The sequence below is a fragment of the Glutamicibacter uratoxydans genome, assembly GCF_050753455.1.
Classification (GTDB): domain Bacteria; phylum Actinomycetota; class Actinomycetes; order Actinomycetales; family Micrococcaceae; genus Glutamicibacter; species Glutamicibacter uratoxydans_A.
Window position 1 is genome coordinate 2,466,254 of the sequence record NZ_CP192736.1, and the last position, 23,776, is coordinate 2,490,029.

At 59.0% G+C, this 23,776-nt stretch carries 21 protein-coding genes; 5 read left to right on the top strand and 16 right to left on the bottom strand.

The window, feature by feature from the left end; all coding sequences use genetic code 11:
- Nucleotides 1-47 precede the first annotated feature (47 nt).
- A complete protein-coding gene (locus tag ACQQZ8_RS11415; protein WP_431709926.1) occupies nt 48-842 on the top strand; it encodes an amino acid ABC transporter permease in 795 nt (264 codons plus the stop codon).
- 11 nt (nt 843-853) lie between these two features.
- The gene (locus tag ACQQZ8_RS11420) at nt 854-1,636 is read left to right on the top strand and encodes an amino acid ABC transporter ATP-binding protein (RefSeq protein WP_431709927.1); all 783 of its coding nucleotides are present in this window, start codon (nt 854-856) and stop codon (nt 1,634-1,636) included.
- A 132-nt stretch (nt 1,637-1,768) separates the two neighbouring features.
- Here the strand turns inward: ACQQZ8_RS11420 and ACQQZ8_RS11425 are convergent, their stop codons facing one another.
- Nucleotides 1,769-2,071 carry a hypothetical protein gene (locus ACQQZ8_RS11425; RefSeq protein WP_431709928.1) on the bottom strand — a complete coding sequence of 101 codons (303 nt, stop codon included), beginning with the start codon at nt 2,069-2,071 and terminating at the stop codon, nt 1,769-1,771.
- 6 nt (nt 2,072-2,077) lie between these two features.
- Entirely contained in the window at nt 2,078-3,211 is a 1,134-nt protein-coding gene (locus tag ACQQZ8_RS11430; RefSeq protein WP_431709929.1) for an MFS transporter, read from the bottom strand.
- 92 nt (nt 3,212-3,303) lie between these two features.
- Between ACQQZ8_RS11430 and ACQQZ8_RS11435 the strand changes: the two genes are divergently transcribed.
- Nucleotides 3,304-3,750 (top strand): MarR family winged helix-turn-helix transcriptional regulator, encoded by a 447-nt coding sequence (locus ACQQZ8_RS11435; protein ID WP_431709930.1) that lies wholly within the window; start codon nt 3,304-3,306, stop codon nt 3,748-3,750.
- Between the two features lie 3 nt (nt 3,751-3,753).
- Here ACQQZ8_RS11435 and menD read toward each other — a convergent pair whose 3' ends face one another.
- The 3 genes from menD to ACQQZ8_RS11450 all read right to left on the bottom strand — a co-directional run bounded on the left by menD (nt 3,754) and on the right by ACQQZ8_RS11450 (nt 8,781).
- A complete protein-coding gene (gene menD, locus ACQQZ8_RS11440) occupies nt 3,754-5,442 on the bottom strand; it encodes a 2-succinyl-5-enolpyruvyl-6-hydroxy-3-cyclohexene-1-carboxylic-acid synthase (RefSeq protein ID WP_431709931.1) in 1,689 nt (562 codons plus the stop codon).
- Between the two features lie 139 nt (nt 5,443-5,581).
- Entirely contained in the window at nt 5,582-7,633 is a 2,052-nt protein-coding gene (locus ACQQZ8_RS11445) for a PhoX family protein (RefSeq protein WP_431709932.1), read from the bottom strand.
- 122 nt (nt 7,634-7,755) lie between these two features.
- Nucleotides 7,756-8,781: an o-succinylbenzoate synthase gene (locus ACQQZ8_RS11450; protein WP_431709933.1), complete on the bottom strand. Its 1,026-nt coding sequence runs from the start codon at nt 8,779-8,781 to the stop codon at nt 7,756-7,758.
- A gap of 80 nt (nt 8,782-8,861) precedes the next feature.
- On the opposite strand from ACQQZ8_RS11450, the gene ACQQZ8_RS11455 reads away from it, so the two are divergent.
- Nucleotides 8,862-9,731: a phosphatase PAP2 family protein gene (locus ACQQZ8_RS11455; RefSeq protein ID WP_431709934.1), complete on the top strand. Its 870-nt coding sequence runs from the start codon at nt 8,862-8,864 to the stop codon at nt 9,729-9,731.
- On the opposite strand, the gene ACQQZ8_RS11460 is transcribed toward ACQQZ8_RS11455, so the two are convergent.
- The 5 genes from ACQQZ8_RS11460 to pdhA form a co-directional block, all read right to left on the bottom strand.
- Complete coding sequence (locus ACQQZ8_RS11460; RefSeq protein ID WP_431709935.1) at nt 9,728-10,924, bottom strand: MFS transporter; 1,197 nt, start codon at nt 10,922-10,924, stop codon at nt 9,728-9,730. The two genes, ACQQZ8_RS11455 and ACQQZ8_RS11460, sit on opposite strands and share 4 nt — an antisense overlap.
- Before the next feature lie 60 nt (nt 10,925-10,984).
- Nucleotides 10,985-11,989: a DUF3093 family protein gene (locus tag ACQQZ8_RS11465; protein ID WP_431709936.1), complete on the bottom strand. Its 1,005-nt coding sequence runs from the start codon at nt 11,987-11,989 to the stop codon at nt 10,985-10,987.
- A 158-nt stretch (nt 11,990-12,147) separates the two neighbouring features.
- Nucleotides 12,148-13,557 carry a dihydrolipoamide acetyltransferase family protein gene (locus ACQQZ8_RS11470; RefSeq protein WP_431709937.1) on the bottom strand — a complete coding sequence of 470 codons (1,410 nt, stop codon included), beginning with the start codon at nt 13,555-13,557 and terminating at the stop codon, nt 12,148-12,150.
- A gap of 4 nt (nt 13,558-13,561) precedes the next feature.
- Nucleotides 13,562-14,644, bottom strand: coding sequence for an alpha-ketoacid dehydrogenase subunit beta (locus tag ACQQZ8_RS11475; RefSeq protein WP_431709938.1), 1,083 nt, complete (start codon nt 14,642-14,644; stop codon nt 13,562-13,564).
- Nucleotide 14,645: 1 nt separating this feature from the next.
- Entirely contained in the window at nt 14,646-15,809 is a 1,164-nt protein-coding gene (pdhA, locus tag ACQQZ8_RS11480; protein WP_431709939.1) for a pyruvate dehydrogenase (acetyl-transferring) E1 component subunit alpha, read from the bottom strand.
- 223 nt (nt 15,810-16,032) lie between these two features.
- Here pdhA and ACQQZ8_RS11485 point away from each other — a divergent pair, with 223 nt between their 5' ends.
- Complete coding sequence (locus ACQQZ8_RS11485; protein WP_431709940.1) at nt 16,033-16,485, top strand: Lrp/AsnC family transcriptional regulator; 453 nt, start codon at nt 16,033-16,035, stop codon at nt 16,483-16,485.
- A 133-nt stretch (nt 16,486-16,618) separates the two neighbouring features.
- On the opposite strand, the gene ACQQZ8_RS11490 is transcribed toward ACQQZ8_RS11485, so the two are convergent.
- The 6 genes from ACQQZ8_RS11490 to ACQQZ8_RS11515 all read right to left on the bottom strand — a co-directional run bounded on the left by ACQQZ8_RS11490 (nt 16,619) and on the right by ACQQZ8_RS11515 (nt 23,773).
- Nucleotides 16,619-17,110, bottom strand: coding sequence for a GNAT family N-acetyltransferase (locus tag ACQQZ8_RS11490; RefSeq protein ID WP_431709941.1), 492 nt, complete (start codon nt 17,108-17,110; stop codon nt 16,619-16,621).
- Nucleotides 17,111-17,554: 444 nt separating this feature from the next.
- A complete protein-coding gene (locus tag ACQQZ8_RS11495) occupies nt 17,555-18,973 on the bottom strand; it encodes an NtaA/DmoA family FMN-dependent monooxygenase (RefSeq protein ID WP_431709942.1) in 1,419 nt (472 codons plus the stop codon).
- A 2-nt stretch (nt 18,974-18,975) separates the two neighbouring features.
- Entirely contained in the window at nt 18,976-20,217 is a 1,242-nt protein-coding gene (locus ACQQZ8_RS11500) for an acyl-CoA dehydrogenase family protein (RefSeq protein ID WP_431709943.1), read from the bottom strand.
- Nucleotides 20,218-20,260: 43 nt separating this feature from the next.
- Nucleotides 20,261-21,886 (bottom strand): ABC transporter ATP-binding protein, encoded by a 1,626-nt coding sequence (locus ACQQZ8_RS11505; RefSeq protein WP_431709944.1) that lies wholly within the window; start codon nt 21,884-21,886, stop codon nt 20,261-20,263.
- A gap of 29 nt (nt 21,887-21,915) precedes the next feature.
- Nucleotides 21,916-22,803, bottom strand: coding sequence for an ABC transporter permease (locus ACQQZ8_RS11510; RefSeq protein WP_431709945.1), 888 nt, complete (start codon nt 22,801-22,803; stop codon nt 21,916-21,918).
- Between the two features lie 13 nt (nt 22,804-22,816).
- Nucleotides 22,817-23,773, bottom strand: coding sequence for an ABC transporter permease (locus tag ACQQZ8_RS11515; RefSeq protein WP_431709946.1), 957 nt, complete (start codon nt 23,771-23,773; stop codon nt 22,817-22,819).
- Nucleotides 23,774-23,776: the final 3 nt, after the last annotated feature.

Genomic DNA, 23,776 nt, shown 5'->3' on the forward strand with positions numbered 1-23,776 from the left:
TCCGACACTTAGACACCGCCGCGCCACTATTTCCGTGAGGTTTACCCATGGCCATGACCACAAGTCAGCGAGCCCGGATCAGTAAGATCATCCAGGCCATTATTTTTGTCGCGATTATCGCGGTCCTCGTTATCATCGCGGACTGGCCGAAAATTCGTACTTCCTTCTTCGCTTTCGAGAAGCTCGGACCGATGTTCCCCGATCTATTACTGATCGGTTTGAAGAACACCATTTTCTACACCGTGCTCTCCTTCGCGTTCGGTCTGGTGCTAGGCCTGATCTTGGCACTCATGAAAATGGCCAGCTTTGCCCCCTACCGCTGGTTTGCCACCGGCTTCATTGAATTTTTCCGGGGCGTACCAGCGATTCTCGTCCTGCTGGCCTTTGGCTTCGGTGTTCCGGCAGCCTTCCCCGAAGCGAAGTGGCCATTCGCGGTCACCGTCATGCTTTCTCTGGGTCTGGTCGCCGCGGCCTACATCGCTGAAACACTGCGCGCCGGTTTGCAAGCCGTACCTAAAGGGCAGACCGAGGCGGCTCGGTCCTTAGGTATGCCAGCTTGGCGTGCCATGGTCACCATCGTGATCCCCCAAGCATTCAAAATCGTGCTGCCCCCGCTGACCAACGAAATGATCCTGCTGACCAAGGATTCCTCCTTGGCCTTCATTCTGGGGATGACCGCAGCCCAGTACGAAATCACAAAGTTCGGCCGTGAGGGCATCACCTCCTTGGGTGCTGGTATCACTCCGTTGATCGTGGCCGGTGCCCTCTACCTGGTCATCACCATTCCGTTGAGTCTGATCACCCGTCGGTTCGAGAATTCCTCTGTTCGGACCAAACGCTAGGAGCACAAACAATGAGCAAAAGTGAGAAGCAGCCTGTGTTCCAGGCCGCCGGTGCCAACATTGTGGGCCTGCGCAAGTCCTATGGCAGCAATGAAGTTCTCAAGGGAATCGATTTGGAAGTCAAGCCAGGACAGGTGGTGTGCCTGATCGGGCCTTCCGGTTCGGGTAAGTCCACGCTCCTGCGCTGTGTGAACCTGTTGGAGAAGCCCAATGGTGGCACCATCCATGTTGGTGGCTTCGAGGCCACCGACCCCGAGGTGGATTTGGATCGCATGCGCCAGAAGGTGGGCATGGTCTTCCAACAGTTCAATCTGTTCCCACATTTGACCGTATTAGAGAATTGCACGGTCGCGCAGATCAAGGTGCTCAAACGCTCGCAGAGCGAGGCGAAAAAAGTTGCCCAAGAGAATCTGGAACGCGTGGGTCTCGGAGATTTCGGTACTCGCTACCCCGACCAGCTTTCTGGTGGGCAGCAGCAGCGCGTGGCCATTGCGCGTGCCCTGTCCATGGACCCAACCCTGATGCTTTTTGATGAGCCCACCAGCGCCCTGGATCCGGAAACCGTCGGTGAAGTCCTCGCCATTATGAAGCGTCTGGCCAAGGCCGGCATGACCATGTTGGTGGTGACCCACGAGATGGCATTCGCCAAGGAAGTTGCCGACCGGGTGGTCTTTATGGACGGCGGCGTCGTGGTGGAAGAAGGCCCTGCGGCCGAAGTCATCGGCAACCCACAGCAGCCTCGAACTCAGGACTTCCTGCGTCGCGTGTTGGATCCGACCCACGTGGATATCTAAGTTCCTGGCACAGGTTTCTCTAGGATGAACTGCGGGCTGCACCATGATCGGTGCAGCCCGCAGTGTTTAATCTGTAGTTAGTCATGCACCGCCGCTAACCTGAGGCTAACGGCCGGTGCTGCGCATCGCGGTTTAGTTCGCTCTGGCAGGAGTTTTCGGGGCTTGCACCTGCTCTGGCTTCACCTTGGCTGGAGTCGGGATGCACGATGCCACCACAGCGGCTAGCAGGCAGATACCTGCACCCAGCCAGAGCGTCACCTGGAAGCCGGTCAACGATGGTACCGCGACGCCCCCGAAATCGATGGTCAGCTGTGCCAATACCAAACCAATAACGGCCGCACCGGTGGTGGTTCCCAACGAACGCATGAGGCTGTTCAACCCGTTGGCGGCCGCAGTTTCGCTGCGCGGTACCGCGCCCATGATGATTGCCGGCATCGCGCCCTAGGCGAAAGCCACGCCGCTATTGATGACCACGCCCGTGATCAACAAGCCCCAAGCCGTTGTCATCCCCAGCTGCCCCACCACGTAGCCAACGGCCATGATCAAGATCCCCAGCACCAAGGTGAACTTTGGCCCCTTGGAGCTAATTAGCCGTCCGCTGACCGGTGAAAGTACCAGCATCATCAAACCGGCCGGGGCCATCCATAGACCCGCAGCCAGCACCGACTGGCCCAGACCATAGCTGGTAGCGCTCGACATTTGCAGGATCTGCGGCATCACCAGCGAACTGGAATACATACCAAAGCCTACGAAGATCGAGGCGATATTGGTCAGCAGCACCTGCGGGATGACCGCGGTACGCAGATCCACCAACGGGGCCGTGCAGCGCAGTTCCCAGAATCCCCAAGCAAACAGCACTGCCACGCCACCAATGAGCAACCCAAGGGTGAACGGTGAACCCCAGCCCCAGAAGGACCCCTTGGAAATACCCAACATCAGGCCGATCAGACCGATGCTCAACCCGATTGCCCCCAACCAATCAAAGCGTTGGCGGCGAGGCTGGCCTTCGACCTTCGGGATGAAGAAGAAAATCAATGCGGACACAATGAAGGTGACCAGGGCACCGAAGCAGAACAGGATGCGCCAGGAGGCAAACTCGATCATTGCCGCCGACAGTGGCATGCCGATCGCCCCGCCCACTCCCAGTGTGGCCGATACCGTGGCAATGGCCGAAGGTAACTTCTCCTTGGGTACCAGATCCCGCAGTATGGCGATGCCCAATGGCACCATGCCCGAACCCATCCCCTGCAAGGTGCGACCCAGGATCATAATTTGCAGGTTGGGAGCCACTGCACAGATCAGGCCACCAATAATGAGTGGCACAGTCAGTGCTAGCAGCATGCGGCGTTTGCCGATCATGTCACCCAGGCGGCCGGAAATCGGCATGACCACCGCCGCGGCCAGTAGTGTGGCCGTGATAATCCAGGTGGTATTGTCCGCCGAGGTGTTGAAAATGGCCGGCAGGCTCGGGATCAACGGGGTGACCATGGTGTGGGTCAGCGTTGAGGCGATACCTGCGGTGGCGAGAACGCCGACGATAAACCCAGGTTTAGGTGTGGTGGAGGTACGGGGCACGGGGCCCCTCCAAAGACAATGTGTAAGTTACATACAGTATGTATCTTACACATTAAAGCTATAATGGAGCAGACTCCTAGGGGAAGGGCCAGATGAAGCGCTATATCGCAGACATTGAATACGAGCAGTTAATGCTCAGTCGTTACACCATCGCCCATCACCGCCATAGTGGCGGCTTGGACCGTAGCGTGTACTTGCTCATGAGCCGCATCGAGGGGCAGGGTCCAATGTCCATCGCCGAGCTGAGCGAGACCTTAAGGCTGGACAGCTCAACGCTGCAGCGTCAGGTCACCGCCGCCATCAAGGAAGGCTATGTGCAACGTATTTCCGATCCGGAAGGCCAGCTGGCCCGCAAAATTGCCTTGACGGCTGAAGGTGAACAAGTACTCACCGCTGCCCGTCAGCTGTCCTATCAGAAGCTGGATCGAATTTTGGACGAATGGAGCGAACAGGACATTGAGCAGTTCGCTAGCTACCTGAACCGCTTCAACCACAGCATCGAAGAGTACTCCCACGCGCGGCGGCAGGCACGAGATTAGCCCCTAGTGTCCCGTCCAGGGAAGGCTGGCAACTCGCTGTTCCAACGCTAACCCCTGGGCGCGGCGCTGTTCGCGATCCGCTCGCACTTCGATCAGACGCACCTGGTCAGGTTGCTGATCAGCTAAAACCTGCTGCAACTCGGCATAGTCTTGTGGAGCCGCGTAGCTCCACCCGTATGCCCTGGCTAAGGCCTTAATTTGTGCCTGATGCGGGGTGGCGAACAAGCGTTCCACACTACGCCCATAGGCCCCTGATTCATGGACCTGGCCGTGCTCTAGGGTGGAGAAGATCGCGCCCCCGGCGTCGTTGAAGATCACCACATCCAGGGTTGGAGTGGGTTCATCCGGGGCGAGCAGCAGTGCCGAGGCATCATGCAGGAAAGTGATGTCTCCTAAGATTGCCCGGGTCGCTTGTCCACTACCGCGGGCTATGCCCAAGGCTGTTGAAATACTCCCGTCGATTCCGGCTAGCCCACGGTTGGCATACACGCGCGGCCCGGCAGTAGTAGCCGGGACAGCAGCCAAGTCGAAATCACGGACAATATTGGATGAACCAATGAATAGTGGGCCGGTACGTTGCTCCCAGAGCGCGCGTGCCACCTGGTAGCCAGTCAATGTCCGCTGGGTGGGCTGTGCTGCTTCGGCAACACTGTGTGCTTGTGCTTCAAGTTCCTGCCAGGCCTGCAACCATCCGGCCGGGGCCCGGCCAGCAAACTGCTGCAGCTGCTCCGCCTCCCCAATCACCTGTTCACGCCGCCGTCCAGGCGCATACCAGGACACCGATTGCGGCTGCCAGATGGCGGTAGAGATCTTCGGGTTGGCTAACACTCGACCCACCGGCCGACTGAGGGTTGGGCGCCCAAAAAGCACGACCTTCTCGATATGTTCTTCGGCTACTGCCAGGAGCAGACGATAATGGGCTAAGGCCTGTTCTGAAAAACGCGCGTTGGAGGAGGGCTCGGCGAGCAACGGCAAGCCCAGATGTTTGGCGAAAGCTTGAGCTTGAGTTCCGGCCTGATGACCGGCAATCACCACTGTCCGGTGCTGCGTGGCTGGTTCATCGACCCATGATGGCTCTGGGGTGTCCACTTGATCCCAGTGTCCGGGTTGCAGCTGGCTCGCCCATTCCTGGGCGGCTAACCGGGAGCCACTTTCGGGTGTCAAGGGTTCGCGGAACTGTAAGTTCAGCTGAACTGGACCAGCACTGTGTTGCCGGTCGCCGGCGAGCGCCTGCAAGGCGGTAGTGACTGCCTGGCCCGGGTTCTCCCCGGCCGGGACGCTGAGGCTAGCTCGGGTATGGTTTGCGAACAGGGGGTCTTGCAACGTGGTTTGACTTGCCCCGGTACCCTGTAACTCTTCGGGCCGGTCGGCGCTAAGCACCAGCAGCGGAGTGCCGCTATGATCGGCTTCCATCACTGCGGGCAGAAGCTCCCCCACGGCGGTACCCGAGGTGACCACAATGCCTACTGGGGTACCGGTGCTTTGGGCTAGGCCCAACGCATAGAAACCAGCGGATCGTTCATCGATGCGCACATGCAAGGTCAACAACCCGGCCGCTTCGGCTTCGGCCGCGGCGTAGGCCAAGGGCGCGCTTCGGGAGCCTGGGCTGAGAAGTAGGTGCTTGATCCCTGCTGAGACCAGTCCGGCCAAGACCTCGCGTGCGGTGCGGATCGCAGGCCGCGGGCTTCGCATCGGAGAGTTGAGATCGTCAGAGGGTTTTAGCGGTATGCACACAACGTCAAGTCTAAAGCTTTCGGCCGCAACCCCGGTGCTGGGCCACGGGATCCTCCCGTGCCCAACTACCGGGGTTGTGCGGTTCTAGCAAGAACCGTTAGTTAATACCAGGGAAATTCCAGCCCTTACGATACACCTGCACTACGCTGGGTCGCGGTCCGAAGAATTGCCCGCGCTTGGCACGGTGCGCTGCGCTGACATAGTCGGGGAATAGGGACTGTGGCTCATGGAAACTGCCACCTTCGCCCGGGTGCTGGACCGCAACGAACACCGAACGGTCCTGATCGCGGACCACCGGCCCGCAGGTTTCAGCACCTGTTGGAACAGCCAGAAACTGTTCGACTCGCCCGCGCTGCTCACCAACTAAGGTCACCTTGTGCAACGCATCGGAATAACCGATGGTGCTGGGTTGTCCATCGGTAGAGATCCACAGATTTCCCAAGGAATCGAAGGCCAGATTATCCGGGCAGGAGATCGGGGATACCTTCTCAGCCGGGTAACCGGAGAAATACGTGGATGAATCGAACTTTGGATCTCCTGCCACCAGCAGAATATTCCATTGAAAGGTCGTGGCGGTGGCATCCTGCTGGTTCTCGGTTAGCTCCAACACGTGGCCGTCACGGTTGCGCAAGCGTGGGCTGACCTCGGTAGCGCCTTCGTTGTCGACTTCTCCGCGCTCGGTGTTGTTCGTTAGTGCCACATATACTTTGCCGGTCACCGGGCTTGGTTCCACGTCTTCGGGTCGATCCAGTTTCGTTGCCCCGACCCGGTCGGCCGCCAGTCGGGTGTAGACCAGTACTTCGTCAACGCTCATGCCCGGCACTTGGGACTTGTTGTCCTTGACTAGGGCAACCCACTGGCCACTGCCGTCAAAGGATCCGTCGGATGGGAGCTTTCCGGTACCGTCGATTTCCGCGGCCGGAGAGTTCCCATTGAAGGTGGCAACGTACAGGTCCCCGGAGGACAGCAGGCTCATATTATGTGACCTGTCTGCTTCGCGGTACACCTCGTGGGAAACGAATTTATAAAGATACTCGAAACGGGAGTCATCACCAGAGTAGGCGATCACTTTGCCGTTCTCGGCGATGCGTACCGTAGCGCCTTCGTGCTTGAAGCGTCCCAAACTGGTGTGTTTGACCGGAATAGATTCCGGATCCTGTGGGTCGATCTCCACGATCCACCCGAAACGGTTGGCTTCGTTCTCGTATCCTGGGTGATTCAACCCGAAGCGTGGTTCGGTTAGTTCCCATCCGCGTTCGGTGGCTTCCGGTTTGATTCCGTAACGGGCTTCTTGATCAGTGCCGCGGCCACGGAAATACTGGTCGAAGTTTTCTTCACCGGTCAGTACGGTGCCCCACGGGGTGGTTCCACCGGCACAGTTGTTCAAGGTACCTAGAACCTTCTGTCCGGTGGGGTCATCGGTGGTGCGCAGCAGGGCACTGCCGGCGGCCGGTCCATCGACAGCGAACACACTGTGCAGGGTCAAACGGCGGTTTCGTCCATGTCCGCGCACGTAGCTCCAGCGTCGATCGGTGAAACGGCGTACGATTTCCACCACACTGAAGCCGTGTGCCGCCATGGCGGTACGGCGGGCCTCGTCCGGGTTCTGTTCCAGCCAAGCCGGATCGAACATCATCTCTTCGTTGGTGTATTCGTGGTTGGCCACCAATACACCGGTATTTGCGTTCTCCCCGTCCGGCAGAATGTCCAGGTAATCACAGTTGTAACCGAACTGCAGGGATTGGGCCCGTGCCGACTGGTTGTTGCCGTCAAAGTTTGGGCTGTGGCTAAAGAGCGGGTCACCCCAGCGAATTATGGCGCGCCAGTCATAGCCTTCGGGTACGCTCATGCTGTCCACCGAGCGTGACGTCGGCGGGATCGCGGTGAAGGGAAGCTTGCCGCTACCTGGTCCCGCCGCGGCTGTGGAGCTGGCGTGGCTGGCCGGGGCCGAGAGCAGGTCCGGCCCGATGACCATGGCCGCAGCGCCCAACGCTCCCAGGCCCAACATTTTCCGGCGGCTGAGCGCGGCATCGGCGATGTCCTTAAAGTACAGGTTGTCCGAGGTGTTCGCATCGGGTTGTGCACAGGCGTCGCCACACTTGTAGTGGCAGGTCGCCTCGGCACGGTTACCGCGGGTATGGCCGTGCATCGGAAGCAGGCGGCGGGATCACTCCATAACGGATCACTTTCCTTGGTGGTACTCACAAAACCCAACGCAACGTGGGCGAAATGAGCCTGACAGGTAAAAGTGACCAAGTCAGAGCCTAGAGGTTAACTACACGTAAACGACGAATCAGTTTGGCTCTGTTCTTGAAGATGCGCATAGCTCGCCGCAAGACGGCGCATCCACCAGTCATAAGCATCTGGTTCGACACTGTAGTGCCGAATCTTGGCTCGGCTCACGCTGGGGCGGCCCACCTTCAAGTACCCGGCCTGAGCGATCAACGGTTCTTCGCTGATGTCATCCTTATACAGCGTGCCGGTGGATAAGCCACAGGCATATTTCAGCTCCGGCAGGCTCGCGGCAAGGGCCGTGGCCTGACCCAGACCAATGGAGGTGTCCAAGGCGCTTGAAACCACCGCATCCAGTCCCGCTTGTTGAACCACATCCAAGGCGGCAGCGATCCCGCCCAGCGGCTGGGCTTTAATGACAATTAAGTCGGCGGCGCCCACGCGCGCCACTTCCACCGGGTCCGTATGCTTGCGCACGGACTCGTCCGCCGCGATCTTCAGTTGCACCCCGCGTGCAGCCAAGCGTTCGCGGAGCCTAGCCAAATCGGCAATTTCCGGCACCGGCTGTTCGGCATATTCCAAGTCATACTCACTCAGCCGGCTCAGCGCCGGAACAGCTTGGTCCAAGGTCCAGCCTGCATTAGCGTCCACGCGCAGCTTCGCGTCCGGGTATAGCCGTCGGGTTTCAGCCACCCGAGCGATATCGTCTTGCAAAATCTGTCCCGCCTCAGCCACCTTAATCTTGATGGTGTGCGGTTCATCGTATTGACCCAGCACTCGGGCGACCTGCTCGGGTGTCACCGCCGGCAAAGTGGCGTTGACCGGGATCTGTGTCACCGTGGTTTGCGGGTACGGCTGGTAAGCCGATTCGATTCCGGCAGCCAACCAGCGGGAGGATTCGGCCGGGCCATATTCTAAAAATGGGGAGAATTCGCCCCAGCCGGCAGGCCCTTGGAGCAAGAGGGCTTCGCGCTGCACGACACCGCGGAACATCACGCGCAGCGGTAGGCGCACCACAAAAGCGTTTTCACGAAGCTCTTCGAGGCTGGGTAATTCAAATTCCATACCTTCTAGCCTAATCAATCTGTGAGAAAACGCGCAGTGCGCCCACAATGAGACAAGCCAAAATATGGCACTGTTGAATTATGCACGCTTCCTCCGTCATCTCACGTCCCCGACACCTTCGGTGGTGGTGGGCGCTGACGCTACTGGCGATTATTGGGATCATCGAATATGTCTTCTTCGTGACCTCGCGCCCCGGGCAATGGTCCGATCAGGTTGCTTTCACGGCGTGGACGCAATGGTGGCCGCGGACCGGTTTGGATAGCCCGGTGCGGGATTTCTTAGATCTCCTCCCCGCGATCTGTGCAGCGATCGCGGCCCTGTTTCTGATCTACCGGGTCATCCGCGACCGCAGGTTTTCTCGGGCTATCTTCGCTGCGCTAGCTGTTGCCCTGGCGGTAGGGTCCACTCAGCTGCTCAAGCATGTGGTGCTGGAGCGCCCGGATTTTAATTTCGGCACCACCATGAACTCTTTTCCTTCCGGGCACACGACCACCGCGGCAGCAGCAATGGCGCTAATGTACGTGATTTCACCACCTAAACTACGCCCGGTGGTGGGGCCGGTGGCTTGGTCTTTTGCCACGGTTACCGGTCTGGCAACGTTGATCTCTGGATGGCACCGTCCCTCGGATATCGCTGCGGGGTTCGTCGTGGCAGGGTTCTGGATGGTCGCAGCCTGCGCGATCCTGCAAAGTCGGCAGCCCTTGGCCGCCCCCAGCAAACCCAGTAGGTGGTCTCGTCGTCTAGGGATTGTGGCGCTGATCTGCTGGGTGCTGGTCTTACTGCTCTCTTGGGCGCTGCCGCACCCGCACATCCAGCAGGTACCGACCGGGTTATTAGTGCTGTATGCGGGGTTGGGGGTACTGCACATTCTCGCCACGGCGTTCGTGGTGGGGTTATGTTTGCGCTCGGTCGTGCTCGGCCCGTCCCGGCCGGCCACCCGCCGTCGCTAGTCGCGTGGCCGGCCAGTGCGCGGGATGAAATAGCCAAAGAGTAGCGCCCCCAAGACAGAGATCCCTCCAATAGCGAAAATCCCGCTGCTCAGGCTGGCCACCACCACCAACCCGGATAGTAGCGCGGGTCCACCCATCGCGCCGACATCTGACATGAGCCTCCACAGGCCCAAAAATTTGGCTCGACCGCGGCTTGGCGAATAGTCCACGCCCAAGGTCATCACAATGCCCGATCCGATACCGTTGCCCAAGCCCAGTAGCATCGCTACGGCCAGCATCGTCCACATCTGTGCCGTGGCAGGCAAGAGAAATAGTGCCAGAGCCATAATCGTCATACACGGCACGGCCACCCAAACGCGGCCTCGTTGATCCATCACCTTTCCGGCTTGATAGAAAATCAACATGTCAATGGCCCCGGAGATCCCATAAATTAGTGAGATGGTGGCCGCGTCCAGCCCAATGTGCTGACCCCACAAGGGAATCACTACGTTGCGTGTGGAGCGCACCGCCGCAATGCAGATCACCGCGAGTCCCGGGCCTGCCAGGATGCGCCACCGCTGCTTGGCTATCAACGCCATGGACGGTTCATCATCCTTTGCGGCACGAGCCGTACCCGGCTCAACTTTGCTCACAAGTTCCGGAATCCACCAGCAGATCAGCATCGCACTGAGCATGGCGCCGACACCCACCCAGTAGGCGCCTTGAAGTCCCAACCATGTCATCGCCAGTGTGGCAATAAACGGTCCCAGGAACACGCCGATGCGCAAGACCCCGCCGAGGGTAGACATGGCTCGGGCCCGGTAGCGCAGTGGTACCGCTTCAGCCAGATAGCTTTGCCGAGCGAGGTTAAAAACCGCGCCGGCCATCCCTACCATGACCACCCCCAGCGCAAAAGCCGGGACGTTGCTGGGCAGAATCCCCAGTGTCATGCCCAGTGCAGCCCATAACGCGGCAAGCATCATGCTGACGCGTTCACCAATCCGGCTGGTGAGGATCGCCGCTGGTACATTGGCAACCAGCGAGCCCACGCCCAGCAGAGTGACGATTAGTGCTGCGGTGGCGAGGGAGGCGCCGCGTTCCAAGGCCGACAGAGTGATCACCGGGGTCACTGCCCCGATGGCTAGCCCATAGAGGAGCGAGGGTGAATACACCTTGAGGGCAATCTCGCGCAGGTTGAAGGGTTTGTCATCCACTCTTCAGATCCTACGCATAAGCGTGTTGTTCGCGAGGGTTACTGTTTCACTAGGCGAAGCCTAGTCCGTAGTGCGCTGGTTCATGCGTGCTAGGAGCTGATCACGGACTTCTTCGGAACCGGCCATGGTTACCGCGAAGCGTTTACCACCGGTGGTGTGCACCGTCAGCCCGTCCATGGCACCAAAAACCAGTGCCGATCCACCGGGGAAGAATCGCCAACCCCAGCCGCCCCATTGGCTCGGGCTGATGGGTTCGGTTTCAGCCGACTCGATGTCCTCCAAGGAAATCTTGCGCATCGGGAAGCCCAATAAAGCCGAGGAAACGACCAGGCCCCGATCATCAACCTGAACCTTGAGACGGCACATCCCTAGGAGCAAGGGACTAATCGCCAGTAATAGGACCAGCGAGATGACGAACCCGGAAGTTTCCTCGTGCAGGGAGATCATCGTCAGCACGACCACTACCGGGGTGAGCAGAGCAATAATCCACACCCACGCTGGAGCGTTGACACTCTTACTAAAAGGGGTTTCGGGAACCGGCAAAGGTTCCGGCAAGGGATGACCATGCGCCTTGGCCAACCGGACGGCACGGGTGTACTCGCTCTGGCGCATCAATTCGCCGTTCAGTCCGCTCAACCAATAAGGGGTGATGCCCATCAGGGAACCGATAATCAGCAGGACGAGCCAGCCACCCAACACCGCTTGTTCCGGGTCGCCGGCTAGGGCAGTGGTAAAAGCCGACACACAGACCCCAGCCGCCGAGGTCCACCCGGCCAGCCCACCGGCAAAGAGCATCCCGGCACGCCATCCGGTCTTGGACACACGCAGCCCAATCAATCCGATAATTGCGCCGAAAACACTGATCGCCAAGCAGGTGATAAAGGTTGGCGTGGTCGCGCTAAAACCATCGGGCAGCATGGTGCCGCTCCAGTGGGTGGCCAACGTCTCGGGCAGCTGCTCAAACAGCAGCATCCAGGTCACGGCCACGACGAGTGCGGGAACCACCAAGAGAATCGTCACGAGCGGTTTACGTCGATTACCAGCTGGCGTTGCCGCGGAACTCATTGATCTACTCCTTGCCCACTGGCCGCATCCAGGCCTTGGCTGAATGTCTGCTGAGAGGGTGCGCTAGGCCTCAATCATTCCTGCACCACTTCGCTAAGGCAAATCATTTGGTTTAAAAAGTACTCGCCCGGCTGTAGACCGGGCGAGTACTTTCGCTATCACAGAGTAACGATCAAACGTTTGGGGTTGGTCATCGCGTCGGCGACGAAACGGAGGAATCCTGCGGCCGTTCCGCCATCGCAGACCCGGTGATCAAAGCTCAGCGTGAGCTCACAGATCGAACGCACCTTGATCTTGCCGTTGACCACCCATGGCCGCTGCACTACCCGACCGATGCCTAGGATCGCGGCTTCGGGATAGTTGATAATGGCGGCCGAACCATCAACATTGAACACTCCGTAGTTGTTGATGGTGAAGGTGCTTCCGGAGAGGTCAGCAACCTGAGCCTTTCCATCACGGGCAAGGGCGGCCAGCCGTGCGAACTCGGCGGAAAGCTCTTCAGCATTCAGCTGATGTGCTCCACGCACGTTAGGCACCACCAAGCCACGCTCTGTTTGTGCCGCAAAACCCAGATTTACTCCGTCAAATCGGGTCTGCGTCAGCTGACCGTCGGAACCCACCTCGATCCGGCTGTTGAGTTCAGGGAATTTCTTCAACCCCTGAACCGCAAACCGCGAGATCAGTGCAAGCATGCTCGGTGCGCTACCGGTCTCTTCCTTATACTTAGCGCGGAACTTCAGTAGTTTGGTGACATCCACGTCCACCCAGACCGTCGCTTCCGGGATTTCCCGGCGTGAGGTGGTCATGGCATGGGCAATGGTCTTGCGCACCCCACTGAGCATGGTGCTGTCAGCAACCGGCAATCCGGTCCGTGAATCCAGCGCAGCCTCAGCACTTGGCTCCGATGCGGGACTCGTTGCCGGTGCGTTTCTCGGGGCTGCGGAAACACTGGCCGGTTGGGCGGGGGCTTGCTGTGGCGTGGATACCAACGCCTGGATGTCGCTGCGCAACACCATTCCGCCTTCACCACTGCCGGTGACGGTGGCGATATCGATGCCGTGATCTCGGGCCAGCTTGCGCACGATCGGGTTGATCACCAGAGGTGCCTGAACCGGATTGGTCTGTGCCGGCGTGCGATCGTTAACAACCGCCCGCGCACGGCGACGGCGCGACCCCTTACTCTTCCCGCCGGGTGTTCCGTAACCAATCAGAACGTTACCGCTACCGGTGTCTTCTTCCGGGACCTGGGTGCCGGCCATTTCTTCCTCACGGTAGGACTGCGCACCTTCAACCACCTGCTCGCCCACCTCTGAGGCAGTGTCCGCTCCCCCGGTTTCCACCGAGATAAATGGTTCATCCACCAACATCATTTGTCCGGCATCCCCATGCAGGGTGTGGACTACCCCTTCGAAAGGACAAGGGATCTCCACCAGGGATTTGGCGGTCTCTACCTCGGCGATGGGTTGATCAACGGCCACGGTATCTCCGGCGTTGACCATCCAGCGCACCAGTTCGGCTTCAGTGAGTCCTTCACCTAAGTCCGGGAGCAGGAAAGTCTTGACACTCATTTCTCTAGGCCTCCCACTGCAGTTGATCAACAACGTCCAAAATTCGCTCTGCGCTTGGCAGGTGATACTTTTCCAAGGTGGGTGCCGGGAACGGGATATCGAATCCGGTCACGCGCAGCACCGGGGCTGCCAGCGAGTGGAAACAGCGTTCCTGCACCCGGGCGGCAATTTCACTAGCCACCGAAACAAAGCCTTGGGCTTCACCAATCACCACAGCGCGCCCGGTCTTTCGCACCGAGGCGGAGACGGTCTCATCGTCAAACGGCACAATGGTGCGGATATCGATGACCTCAAGATTACGCCCCTCTTCAGCGGCCATTTCAGCTGCTTCCAGCGCAATCGAGACACTCGGACCATACGTGATCAAAGTGGCATCGGATCCGGCGCGAGCAATCCGGGCCTTGCCTTCCGCTTTGGCTGCACGTTGCGCCTCATACTGTTCGGCCAACTCGGTCAGATCCACCTGATCCTTGGACCAGTACAGCTTCTTCGGTTCAAAGAACACCACCGGATCCGGTGAGTCAATGGCTTCGCGCAACATCAGGTAGGCGTCGCTAACAGTGGCTGGGGTGAACACCTTTAAACCCGGGGTATGGGCGTAATAAGCCTCGGAGGAATCACAGTGGTGCTCCACCCCGCCCACGCCGCCGGCATAAGGAATGCGGATCACCATGGGCAGTGGCAAACGCCCTTGCGTGCGATTGCGCATTTTAGCCACGTGCGAAGCGATCTGTTCAAAAGCTGGGTAGGCGAAGGCATCAAACTGCATTTCAATGACCGGACGCATGCCATTCATCGCCATGCCTACGGCCATACCCACGATGCCGGATTCAGCCAGCGGCGTGTCAAAGCAACGGGTCTTCCCAAAGCGTTGAGTGAGCCCATCGGTGATGCGGAATACCCCACCGAGCACTCCGACGTCTTCCCCGAAGATCACCACCGACTCGTCGGCGCTCAGCGCGTCAGCCAATGCGGTATTCAGAGCCTTGCCAAAGGTGACCGGCTGATTAGCTGCGGCCTTGGCTGCAGCAGCATGAGCAGTTTCGGAGCTAACGTTGCTGGTTACTGCGGATGTGGTTGCGCTCATTTTAGGCCTCCTCGCGGGCTAGTTCATCGGCCAGCATGGCGGCCTGTTCTTGCAGCTGTGGTGTGGGCTGGGCGTACACGTGGGCAAATAGTTCAGCCGGGTCGGTGTCGGCGTCCTGGTTCATGCCATCGCGCAGCGTCTTAGCCACCGACTCGGCATGATCGGTAATCCGCTGGCTCACTTCTTCGCCTAACAATCCGGAGTCAGCTAAATAGGCTTCCATACGCTTCACCGGGTCCTTGGCTACCCACTCGGCCACCTCCGCGTCCTCGCGGTACCGCTTATCGTCATCGGCGTTGGTGTGAGCCTGCATCCGGTAGGTGTGGGCCTCAATGAGCAGTGGTCCCCCACCCTCACGGGCCAGACGCACAGCGCGACCCATGACCGCCATCAAGGCGATCAAGTCATTGCCATCCACGCGCTCGCCGGCCATGCCATAACCCACGGCCTTGTGGGCGAGCGATGGGGCCACGGATTGGGCGGAGAGCGGCACGGAAATTGCGTACTTGTTGTTCTGGACGAAGAAAATCACCGGTAGGTGGAATACCGCCGCGAAGTTCAGTGCCTCATGGAAGTCGCCTTCACTGGTGGCGCCGTCACCGCACATGGCCACCACCACGATCTTTTCCCCGCGCAGCTTGGCCGCGTGGGCCACACCCACGGCGTGGAGCAACTGGGTGGTCAACGGTGTGGCCATCGGAGCCACCTGGTATTGCTTGGAGTCATAGCCGCAGTGCCATTCACCCCGGAAGCTGGTCATCACTTCCATCGGGGCAACCCCCTTGGTCATTACGGCCACCGAGTCACGGTAGGTAGGGAAAAGCCAGTCGCCCTCTTCAAGGCACAGGGCTGCCGCTACTTGGCAGGCTTCCTGACCGTGGCTGGACGGATACACAGCCATCCGGCCTTGGCGAACCAGCGCCGAGTTCTGGTCGTTGACTCGGCGGCCCACGATCAGCGCTTCGTAAGCGTTGATCAGTTCTGCCGGACTGGGCAACGGGTATTCGTGACCGGGTTCGGTGCCCTGCTCATCGTGCGAACGCAACGACCCGTCCGGGTTCAAGAGGTTGATCATGTGCCGTGCAGGCAACATGTAATCTTCGGGGGTAATTCCGAATTTACTGCTGACTTCAGCGATGAGATCTTCGCGTGCTTCCGAGCTCATGGTGCCCCGCCTTTCTCCAACTTCGGGTGAATACACACCATGACATGTGAATTCACTCACCAAAACATCCTTTGGTTCCAATTATGAGGAGAGTTGACGTTTTGTCGCCAGTCGCCGGTAAAATCGCAGAAAGTTGTGAGTATTTTGCCTATAATAAAAGACAAATAGTTGTTTCAGGTCGCTATTTGGTCAGTTCCTGTCCGTCCAGCCCAAAGGAGCTCAAATGAGCAAGGATACCGAGATCAAACTCGATGATGTGGATCAGGCAATTCTTGCCGAGTTAACCCGTGATGGGCGCCAGTCGGTGACTACGGTGGCGCAACGTGTGCACATTTCCCGGGCTCACGCCTATTCGCGGATTTCACGGCTACAGGAGGCCGGAGTCATTACCCGGTATACGGCGGTGATCGACCCGGTCAAAGCCGGGCTGAAGGCCAGCGCTTATGTCACCTTGAAGCTACGTCAGCATTCTTGGCGGGAGCTACGTGATCATCTGGCCTCGATTCCCGAGGTGCATCATGTGGGATTGGTCGGCGGCAATTTTGATGTATTGCTCTTGGTCCGAGCCAAAGACAATCTGGATTTACGCCGCGTAGTTTTTGAACGCCTGCAATCGCTACCCACTGTATTGGACACTCAGACACTGCTGATCTTTGAGGATGCCGACACCCGCTAGACCTAGATGGCAGATTAGCGTGCTGCGCTCTCTTCGCAATGAGCCGCGCAACAGCAGCCTGAGAACGCTTTGAATATTTCGGACACCTTCACCTTGTACTTCGGCGACAGCTGCATGGCTCCTCGAAGATGATTTAGCCGAGATTCTTAAGCAGCAATAGATCGTGTTCTTCAGCCTGTTGCCGCGTTCCATCGGGAGCGACCCAAACGTACCGGCTCACATCGCTCACCCCACTGCGCCGATAACCCAACTTGTGATATAACTTCTCGGCTTCGGGATTCTCATCTGCCACGCCTACCGTCACCAAGGTTTTGCTATGACTCGCACACAGCTGCTCGGCCGCGGCGATTAACGCCGTACCAATGCCCCGACCACGGTACTCTTCGCGCACCTGCAAATGGTTGATTTCAACGGCCTGCGGAAATGCCTGCCGAGCGTTTTCTCCAACGCACCCGGACCACTGGATCACGGCCGAGCCCAGTGGCTCATCCACGCACCACGCAACCAGATAGGTGGTGGCACCAGCGGACTGACCCGCAAAGTGTGCCTCATGAACGTTCCCAGCTACCTGCCACTGTGTTAATAATCGGTCGAGGTCAGACTCGGTGCAGGGGCGTATATCCATCACTCTATTTAAGGGTGTTCCCAAGAAATTTGGAAGGGATTCAGCGAACAATTGGCCAACCTTGGCCTATTGGTTGGCCGTGGCCCGGCTGGTAGGCCTTAGCCGCTGGGATCATTGGGTGCCGGTTCGTGGAGCAGGTTAGAACCGTTTTTCGCTGATATAGGAACCCTTGTGCTGATCGTCCCCTCCCCTCGGGCAATGGAACACTTCGGGGTCAGAAGCCCAGAGCACGGATCGAACCTGACTGATAACATTCGTCTGGCACTGGCAGTCCAGACATCCACGCCCCTGCTTCTGCAACGGTTCTAGACCGGCACCGCCTAGCGTTGCGGCTGCAGAGCGTCGAAGCGTGCCTGCGCCGAACTAGTAGTCCGGCGCAGGCACGCTTAGCGTCTTTTTCGCTTTAACACGAAGCCAACCAACTTCGTGGTCCACGATTAGCCTCTAGCCCAGTAGTTGTTCCACCCGGTCGCTGGCTGCGGCGCTGTGTTCCGCGAAGGCACCACGGTGCTTGGCTGCCGGGTGATGTTCCGGTAGCAGATTGCCGCGCCCGAAAACCTTGTTGCGCAGAGTACCCTGAGCATATTCATCCTGCGCCAACCCGCGCCGACGCAATTCGGGTAACACCCCGTCGATGAAGTTATCGTAGGAGCCGGGCAGCACGTGGTTCATCACGTTGACCCCATCGATTCCCGCTTCCTGCCAGCGCTGCAGCTCATCAACAATCTGTTCCGGGGTGCCTACAATCTGCTGGGCCTTGGCCCGGTAGTATGCCAGGTCGCGGAGGGTTGGATTACCTCCGGGAACCGAGGCCCGCGCGGCTTCCAGTACACCCTGGGCTCCTTCGGTCTGAATATCGCCTAAGGGCGTGTCCAGATCCAGTCCCCCAAGATCTACGCCAATTCCGCCGCCAATATGCGCGATGATGGCATGCAAATCGAGATAGTCATCGTATTCGGCTTCCAACGCCTTGGCCTCAGCCTCACTGGAGCCCACGACGAAGGACAGGCCCGCGAAAACTTTGATGTCCTCGCGCGTACGCCCGGCAGCCGACAAATTCGCGATCAACTGCGCATTCTTCTTGGCAACATACTCGGCGTGCGGCGCGAAGAGGAAGGTGGCTTCGGCATGGGTCGCGGCGAACTGCGACCCACGGGGTGAAGAACCGGCTTGGAACAGGAATGGGGTGCGCTGCGCGCTGGGAATAGCCAGATGCGGTCCATCGATGGAGTAGTACTCGCCGCGGTGGTTGATCTTATTCACCTTGGTCGGATCCGCGTAGATCCCAGATTCTTTGTCGGCCAGCAGGGCCGCGTCTTCCCACGAGCCTTCCCAGAGCTTGTACGCGGCATCCACATATTCCTCAGCCCAGCCGTAACGGTCGTCATGAGCCACCAATTGCTTGCCACCGAAGTTGCGGTGCGCGTTTTCCAAAACACTGGTGACGATATTCCATGCCACGCGACCTTCGGACAAATGATCCAGGGTCGAAATCTGGCGGGCAAATTGGAAGGGGTGAGCTTGGATGACCGAACTGGTCATCGCCAGACCAATGTCCTTCGTGCTGGCCGCCAACGCGGAGAGCAGCACCAGCGGGTCATGGCTGGGTACCTGTAATCCCTTGCGTGCCAGCGAAGCCCAACCGCCCTCATGGTTGCCGTAAAGTCCCACTACGTCCGCGAAAAATAGTGCGTCAAACTTGGCCGCTTCCAGCTTCTTCGCCAGATCGACCCACAGCCCTAGTTCGTTAAAGCGATGCTGTTGCGCCTGCGGGTGGCGCCACATTCCGCCGAGAATGTGGCTGGAGGTATTCATCAAGAATGCTGAAAGCAGCAACCGTGGCCGCTGGGTGAAGGTTGCCATGATTAATTTCCCGCCTTCGCTTCACCAATGGAATTCAAACCAGTAGGAATCGTGCCGTTGATGAAGTAGTCGCCGACCGATCGTGCCTTGAAAGCCACCGGATTGTGCGTGGCTACGGTCCGGGCATTGCGCCAGAAACGGTCCAGAGATTTGGAGGTAGATACGGCCGAGGCGCCGGTGACGTCGAAGATCTCGCTGGTCGCGTCCAGCACCAACTTCGGGACCACCACGTGGGCCTGCTGCACAGCGAGTTCTGCGCGCAAGAACGCGGCTTCCGGAGTCAGTGCCAACTGCTGATCCTCGGCAGCATCCAGCTCGCGAGCCGCAGCCACTACGATCGACCCTGCAGCGAACACATTGCCGGCCAGCCGACCTACTAGCTCCTGAATCTGCACGTCATCCCTGAACAATGCGCCAGAACCGGTATTGAAAGTGCGTGTTCGGGCAGCCACGATCTGGGCGGCCGCGGCACGTGCGCCCTGACCAATACCGGCAAGCACGGCCAGCAGGCACAGTTGGAAGAAGGCCGGTTCTAGGGTGGAGGCCACCTTGCGCTGGATAATATTTTCTTCCGGGACCACGACATCGCTGAAAATTGCGGTGCCGGTTCCTGTCAGTGGCTGACCGAAACCATCCCAGTCATCGAGGATCTCTACGCCCGCCGCATGGCGATCGACAATCGCGTATTGCCGGCCTTCAACCCCTTCGGTGCTGGCCATGACCACCACCCAGTCCGCGAAGATCGAGCCGGTGGTGTAGTACTTCTCACCGCGCAGCACCCAGCCCTGCTCGGTGTTCAGCAGTTTGGTGTTGGTGCTGCCCAGCGCGTTACCACCACGTTCAGTCGCCGCGTTGCCGAAGATTTCCCCGGCCAAGACTCGCGGGAACCAGCGGTCTTGGAATTCGGTGGGCTGCAAGGCAATGGTTTCCACGAAGGAGAAGTGGCTGCGCAGCAGGTGAGCAACATTGGAATCGGCGGCAGCCAGCTCGATCAACAGACGAAACAAGTGTTCATGGCTGATCGGTGACCCTCCGTGACTGGCTGGAACCCGGAGGGTGGTGAAGCCAGCGTCCTTCAGCCACTGCACCTGCTCGTGGGGCAGGATGCGCTGCTGTTCACGCTCGGTTGCGCCCTGCGCAATGCGGGTAAAGGTTTCAGCGAAGTGCGTTCGGAGCTCTTGGTAGGCAGCTTCGCTGTGTGCTTGGGCGGTAGGACGGAAAATAGCTAGGGTATCGGCGCTCATAGTGACTCCTTGAGATGATTCAGAAAGTAGTGTTTGTGGCTTCTCACCCAGTGCGGGTGCCAGCCAATTCACGCAGGACCTTTCCCGGATTCGCTGCCAGGAGCGTGCGGGTGTACTCGTGCTGCGGGTTCGAATAGATTTCGGACACGGTGCCGGTCTCGACGATTTCGCCGCGACGCATCACGCCCACGCGGTGGCTGATCCGCTCCACCACATGCAGGTCATGGGAAATAAACAGGTAGGTCAGTTGCTCTTCGCGTTGCAGCCGGTCGAGCAATTCGAGAATCTGTTCTTGCGTCAGCACATCCAGTGCGCTCAACGCTTCATCGAGCACCAAGATCTTCGCTCCGCTGGCCAAGGCTCGCGCAATCGCCACGCGTTGGCGCTGACCACCTGATAATTCCCCGGGACGCTTGGTTTCTAGGGTGGCGGGCAGGTTCACCTGTTTCATCAGTTGCGCTACCCGGGCTGCGCGCCAGCGGGCGTCACCGAGCCGGTAGTTAACCATTGGTTCGGCGATAATCGCCGCGACCGACTGACGCGGGTCAAGTGCTGAGTCGGGGTTCTGGTAAACCAGTTGGGCTTCACGCCAGAGGTCATAGCGCTGCCTACCGCTCAGCATAGTCACCTCCCTGCCGTTGACTATCGCAGAGCCCTCCGAAGCCGCATGCAGTCCCATGATGATCTTCGCGGTCGTGGATTTACCGGAACCAGACTCCCCGACCAGCGAGAACGTGGTACCGCGCTGCACTTGGAAGCTGACATCGGTCAACGCCCGGTGTTCGTGGCGCCCTTTGCCAAAAACTTTGCCCAAGCCACTGACGGTAATAGCGATGTCCGCGAAGTTGACCGCTCCGACTTGGCGGTCCTGCTGCGAATACGCCTGGTCGAGCAACGCCTTGGTGTAGGGGTCAGTGCTCTGTGCGACCAGTGCCGGTACGCTGCGGTCTTCCAAAATACGCCCGGACTTCATGACCAGCACGCGGTCGGCGATATCGGTGGCCACCGCGAGGTCGTGGGTGACAAAGAGGACTGTCGTCCGCTTTTGCCGGGCTAGCGAAACAAAGACCTCCAGTACGGTGCGCTGCACGGTGACGTCCAAAGCGCTGGTCGGTTCATCAGCAATCAGCAGCTGCGGATCCAAGGCAAAGGCGATCGCGATCAGCACCCGCTGTTTTAACCCACCGGACAGTTCGTGCGGGTATTGCTTCAGGCGCTGCTCGGCGCGGTCGATCCCCACACTTTGCATCAGTTCAATTGCCTTGGCACGCCACTGTGCCTTGGGCACCGAACGGCTCGGGTGCAATCGAAATACCTCGATAATCTGGGCACCAATTGTCTTAACCGGATCCAATGAGGCGCCTGGATCCTGTGGAACTAAACCAATCCCCGATCCACGCAGCTTGCGCCAGGCGCTCAGCGACAGATTGGTGACCTCGGTGCCACCGAAGCGTACGCTGCCGGAAACCGATGCGCTTGCGGGCAGCAGGCCGATAAGGGTCTTGGTTAAGGTGGACTTGCCCGAACCGGATTCTCCGACGATCGCCACAATCTGGCCCGCTGGGATTTCCAGATTGATCTGGTCAGCGGCTACCGTGCCGTGAGCATAATGGACTTTTAGTTCTTCAATACGAACCACCGCGTCCGAAACATGATTCATTGCGTTCATAGTGTTCCCTCTCCTTTCGACGCGGCGCGCTAAAAGCGGAATGCCTTATTGATAGTTCGGCCCAGAACTGCGGTCAGCGTGACCGCAGCGACAATCACCAGACCAGGCAAGGTCGTCAGCCACCATGCCACCGAAAGATACTGGCGACCTTCGGAGACCAGTAATCCCCATTCCGGCGTAGGTGGCGGGGAGCCGAAGCCTAAGAAGCCCAGTCCTGAAATCGCAAGGATGGCAGCCCCCAAATCTACTGCCAGCAAGGAGAGCACCGGTCCGATAATGTGCGGGATGATGTGTCGTTTCAGCACGGTGAAGTACCGGCCACCACTCATCAGCGCGGCCTGCACGAAGTCTAAGGAACGCACCCGCAGTACTTCGGTGCGGACCAGTCGGGCGAAAGCGGCGATCGAAGCAATTCCGACACCCAGCCCCAAGGACACTGGCCCTGGTTCGGTGGCGGTCACCAAAATCAGCGCTATCAAAAACGCTGGAACGGCCAATATCACGTCAACAAAACGCATCGCGACCGAGTCCGCAAGTCGTCCGGCAGTGGCCGCCAGCAGCCCCAACACCGACCCGACCACACTACCGATTAAGCAGGCTAGTCCTGCGGTCAGCAAGGTTTGCCGGGTTCCGTAAACTACGCGCGCATATACGTCACGTCCCAGATGGTCGGTCCCAAAGGGGTGGGCCGCGTTCGGCGAAAGTAGTTTGTCGGCAGGGACCCCGGTAATCGGATCCGCTGTGCTAAAAGCGAAGGGGGCAATGGCCCAGCCCACGAAGATCGCCAAAGGGAGCAACACCCACCAGGTACCCAACCAGCTAAGCACTCGGTTGCGACGCGGGATGGATACCACTGGCTCCGTTGCTGCTGCGCTAGCTTCGCTTAACGGCTCGACGCGTTCAGATAATAGGCTCATTCTTCTTCCTTTCCTACGCGACCAAGGAACGAGGTGATCCGTTCGAAACGGTGACAATACGTGGATCAAGCTGCGGATGAATCAGATCCACCAGCAAATTGACCCCGGTGAAAACCACTGCGGTCAAAAGCACCAGTCCCTGAACCAGCGGAATATCTTGGGCGGTTACCGACTGCAGAATCAGCTGGCCAAGTCCTGCTCGGGAAAAGACGGTTTCGGTGATGACCGAGCCAGCGAGCAATGCACCGATGGTTATGCCGGCAATCGACAGTGCCGCCGGGGCCGCGTTTTTCAAGGTGTGCCGGAAGAAGATCCATGATTCACTCGCCCCCTTTGCCCGCAACACATCAACGAAAGGTTGGCTACTGACCTCTTGGGCGCTCTTAATCAGGACCTGAGCGATCGGGGCACTCAAATGCACCGCCAGAACAAAGATCGGCACCGCGAGAGACATGAACGAACCATCCGGGAACAACGACATGACCCCCAGCTGCACCGCCAGCAGTTGCAAGAGCACCAGACCAAGCCAAAACACCGGAATCGAGACCATCAGAGGTGGTAGATTCAGCAGCGCCTTGCGCAGTTTCTGGCCACTGGCCAAGCTGGCGGCCGAAGCGATCAGCAGAGCGAAAAGCACCGAGAGCACGAAGGCACTGCCAGCCAACACCAGCGTGGAACCGGCGACCTCCCCGATCCGGGTGGCAACATCCGAGCCGCTGGACAGGGAATATCCCAGATCCCCGCGCAGCAGTCCCACCAGCTGGGTGAAGTACTGGATGAGCAGCGGCTGGTCGTATCCGTAGTAGGCCTTCATCTGAGCGATGGTGGCTGGATCGGCCGCGGCATCGGAATTCAGGAAGATCGTCACCGGATCGTTTGGCAATGCCTGCACAGCGATAAACACTGCTGTGTAGGCCAACCAAATGACGAGGATTGCCTGCCCCAGACGCTTCGCAATGTATCCGCCCATATT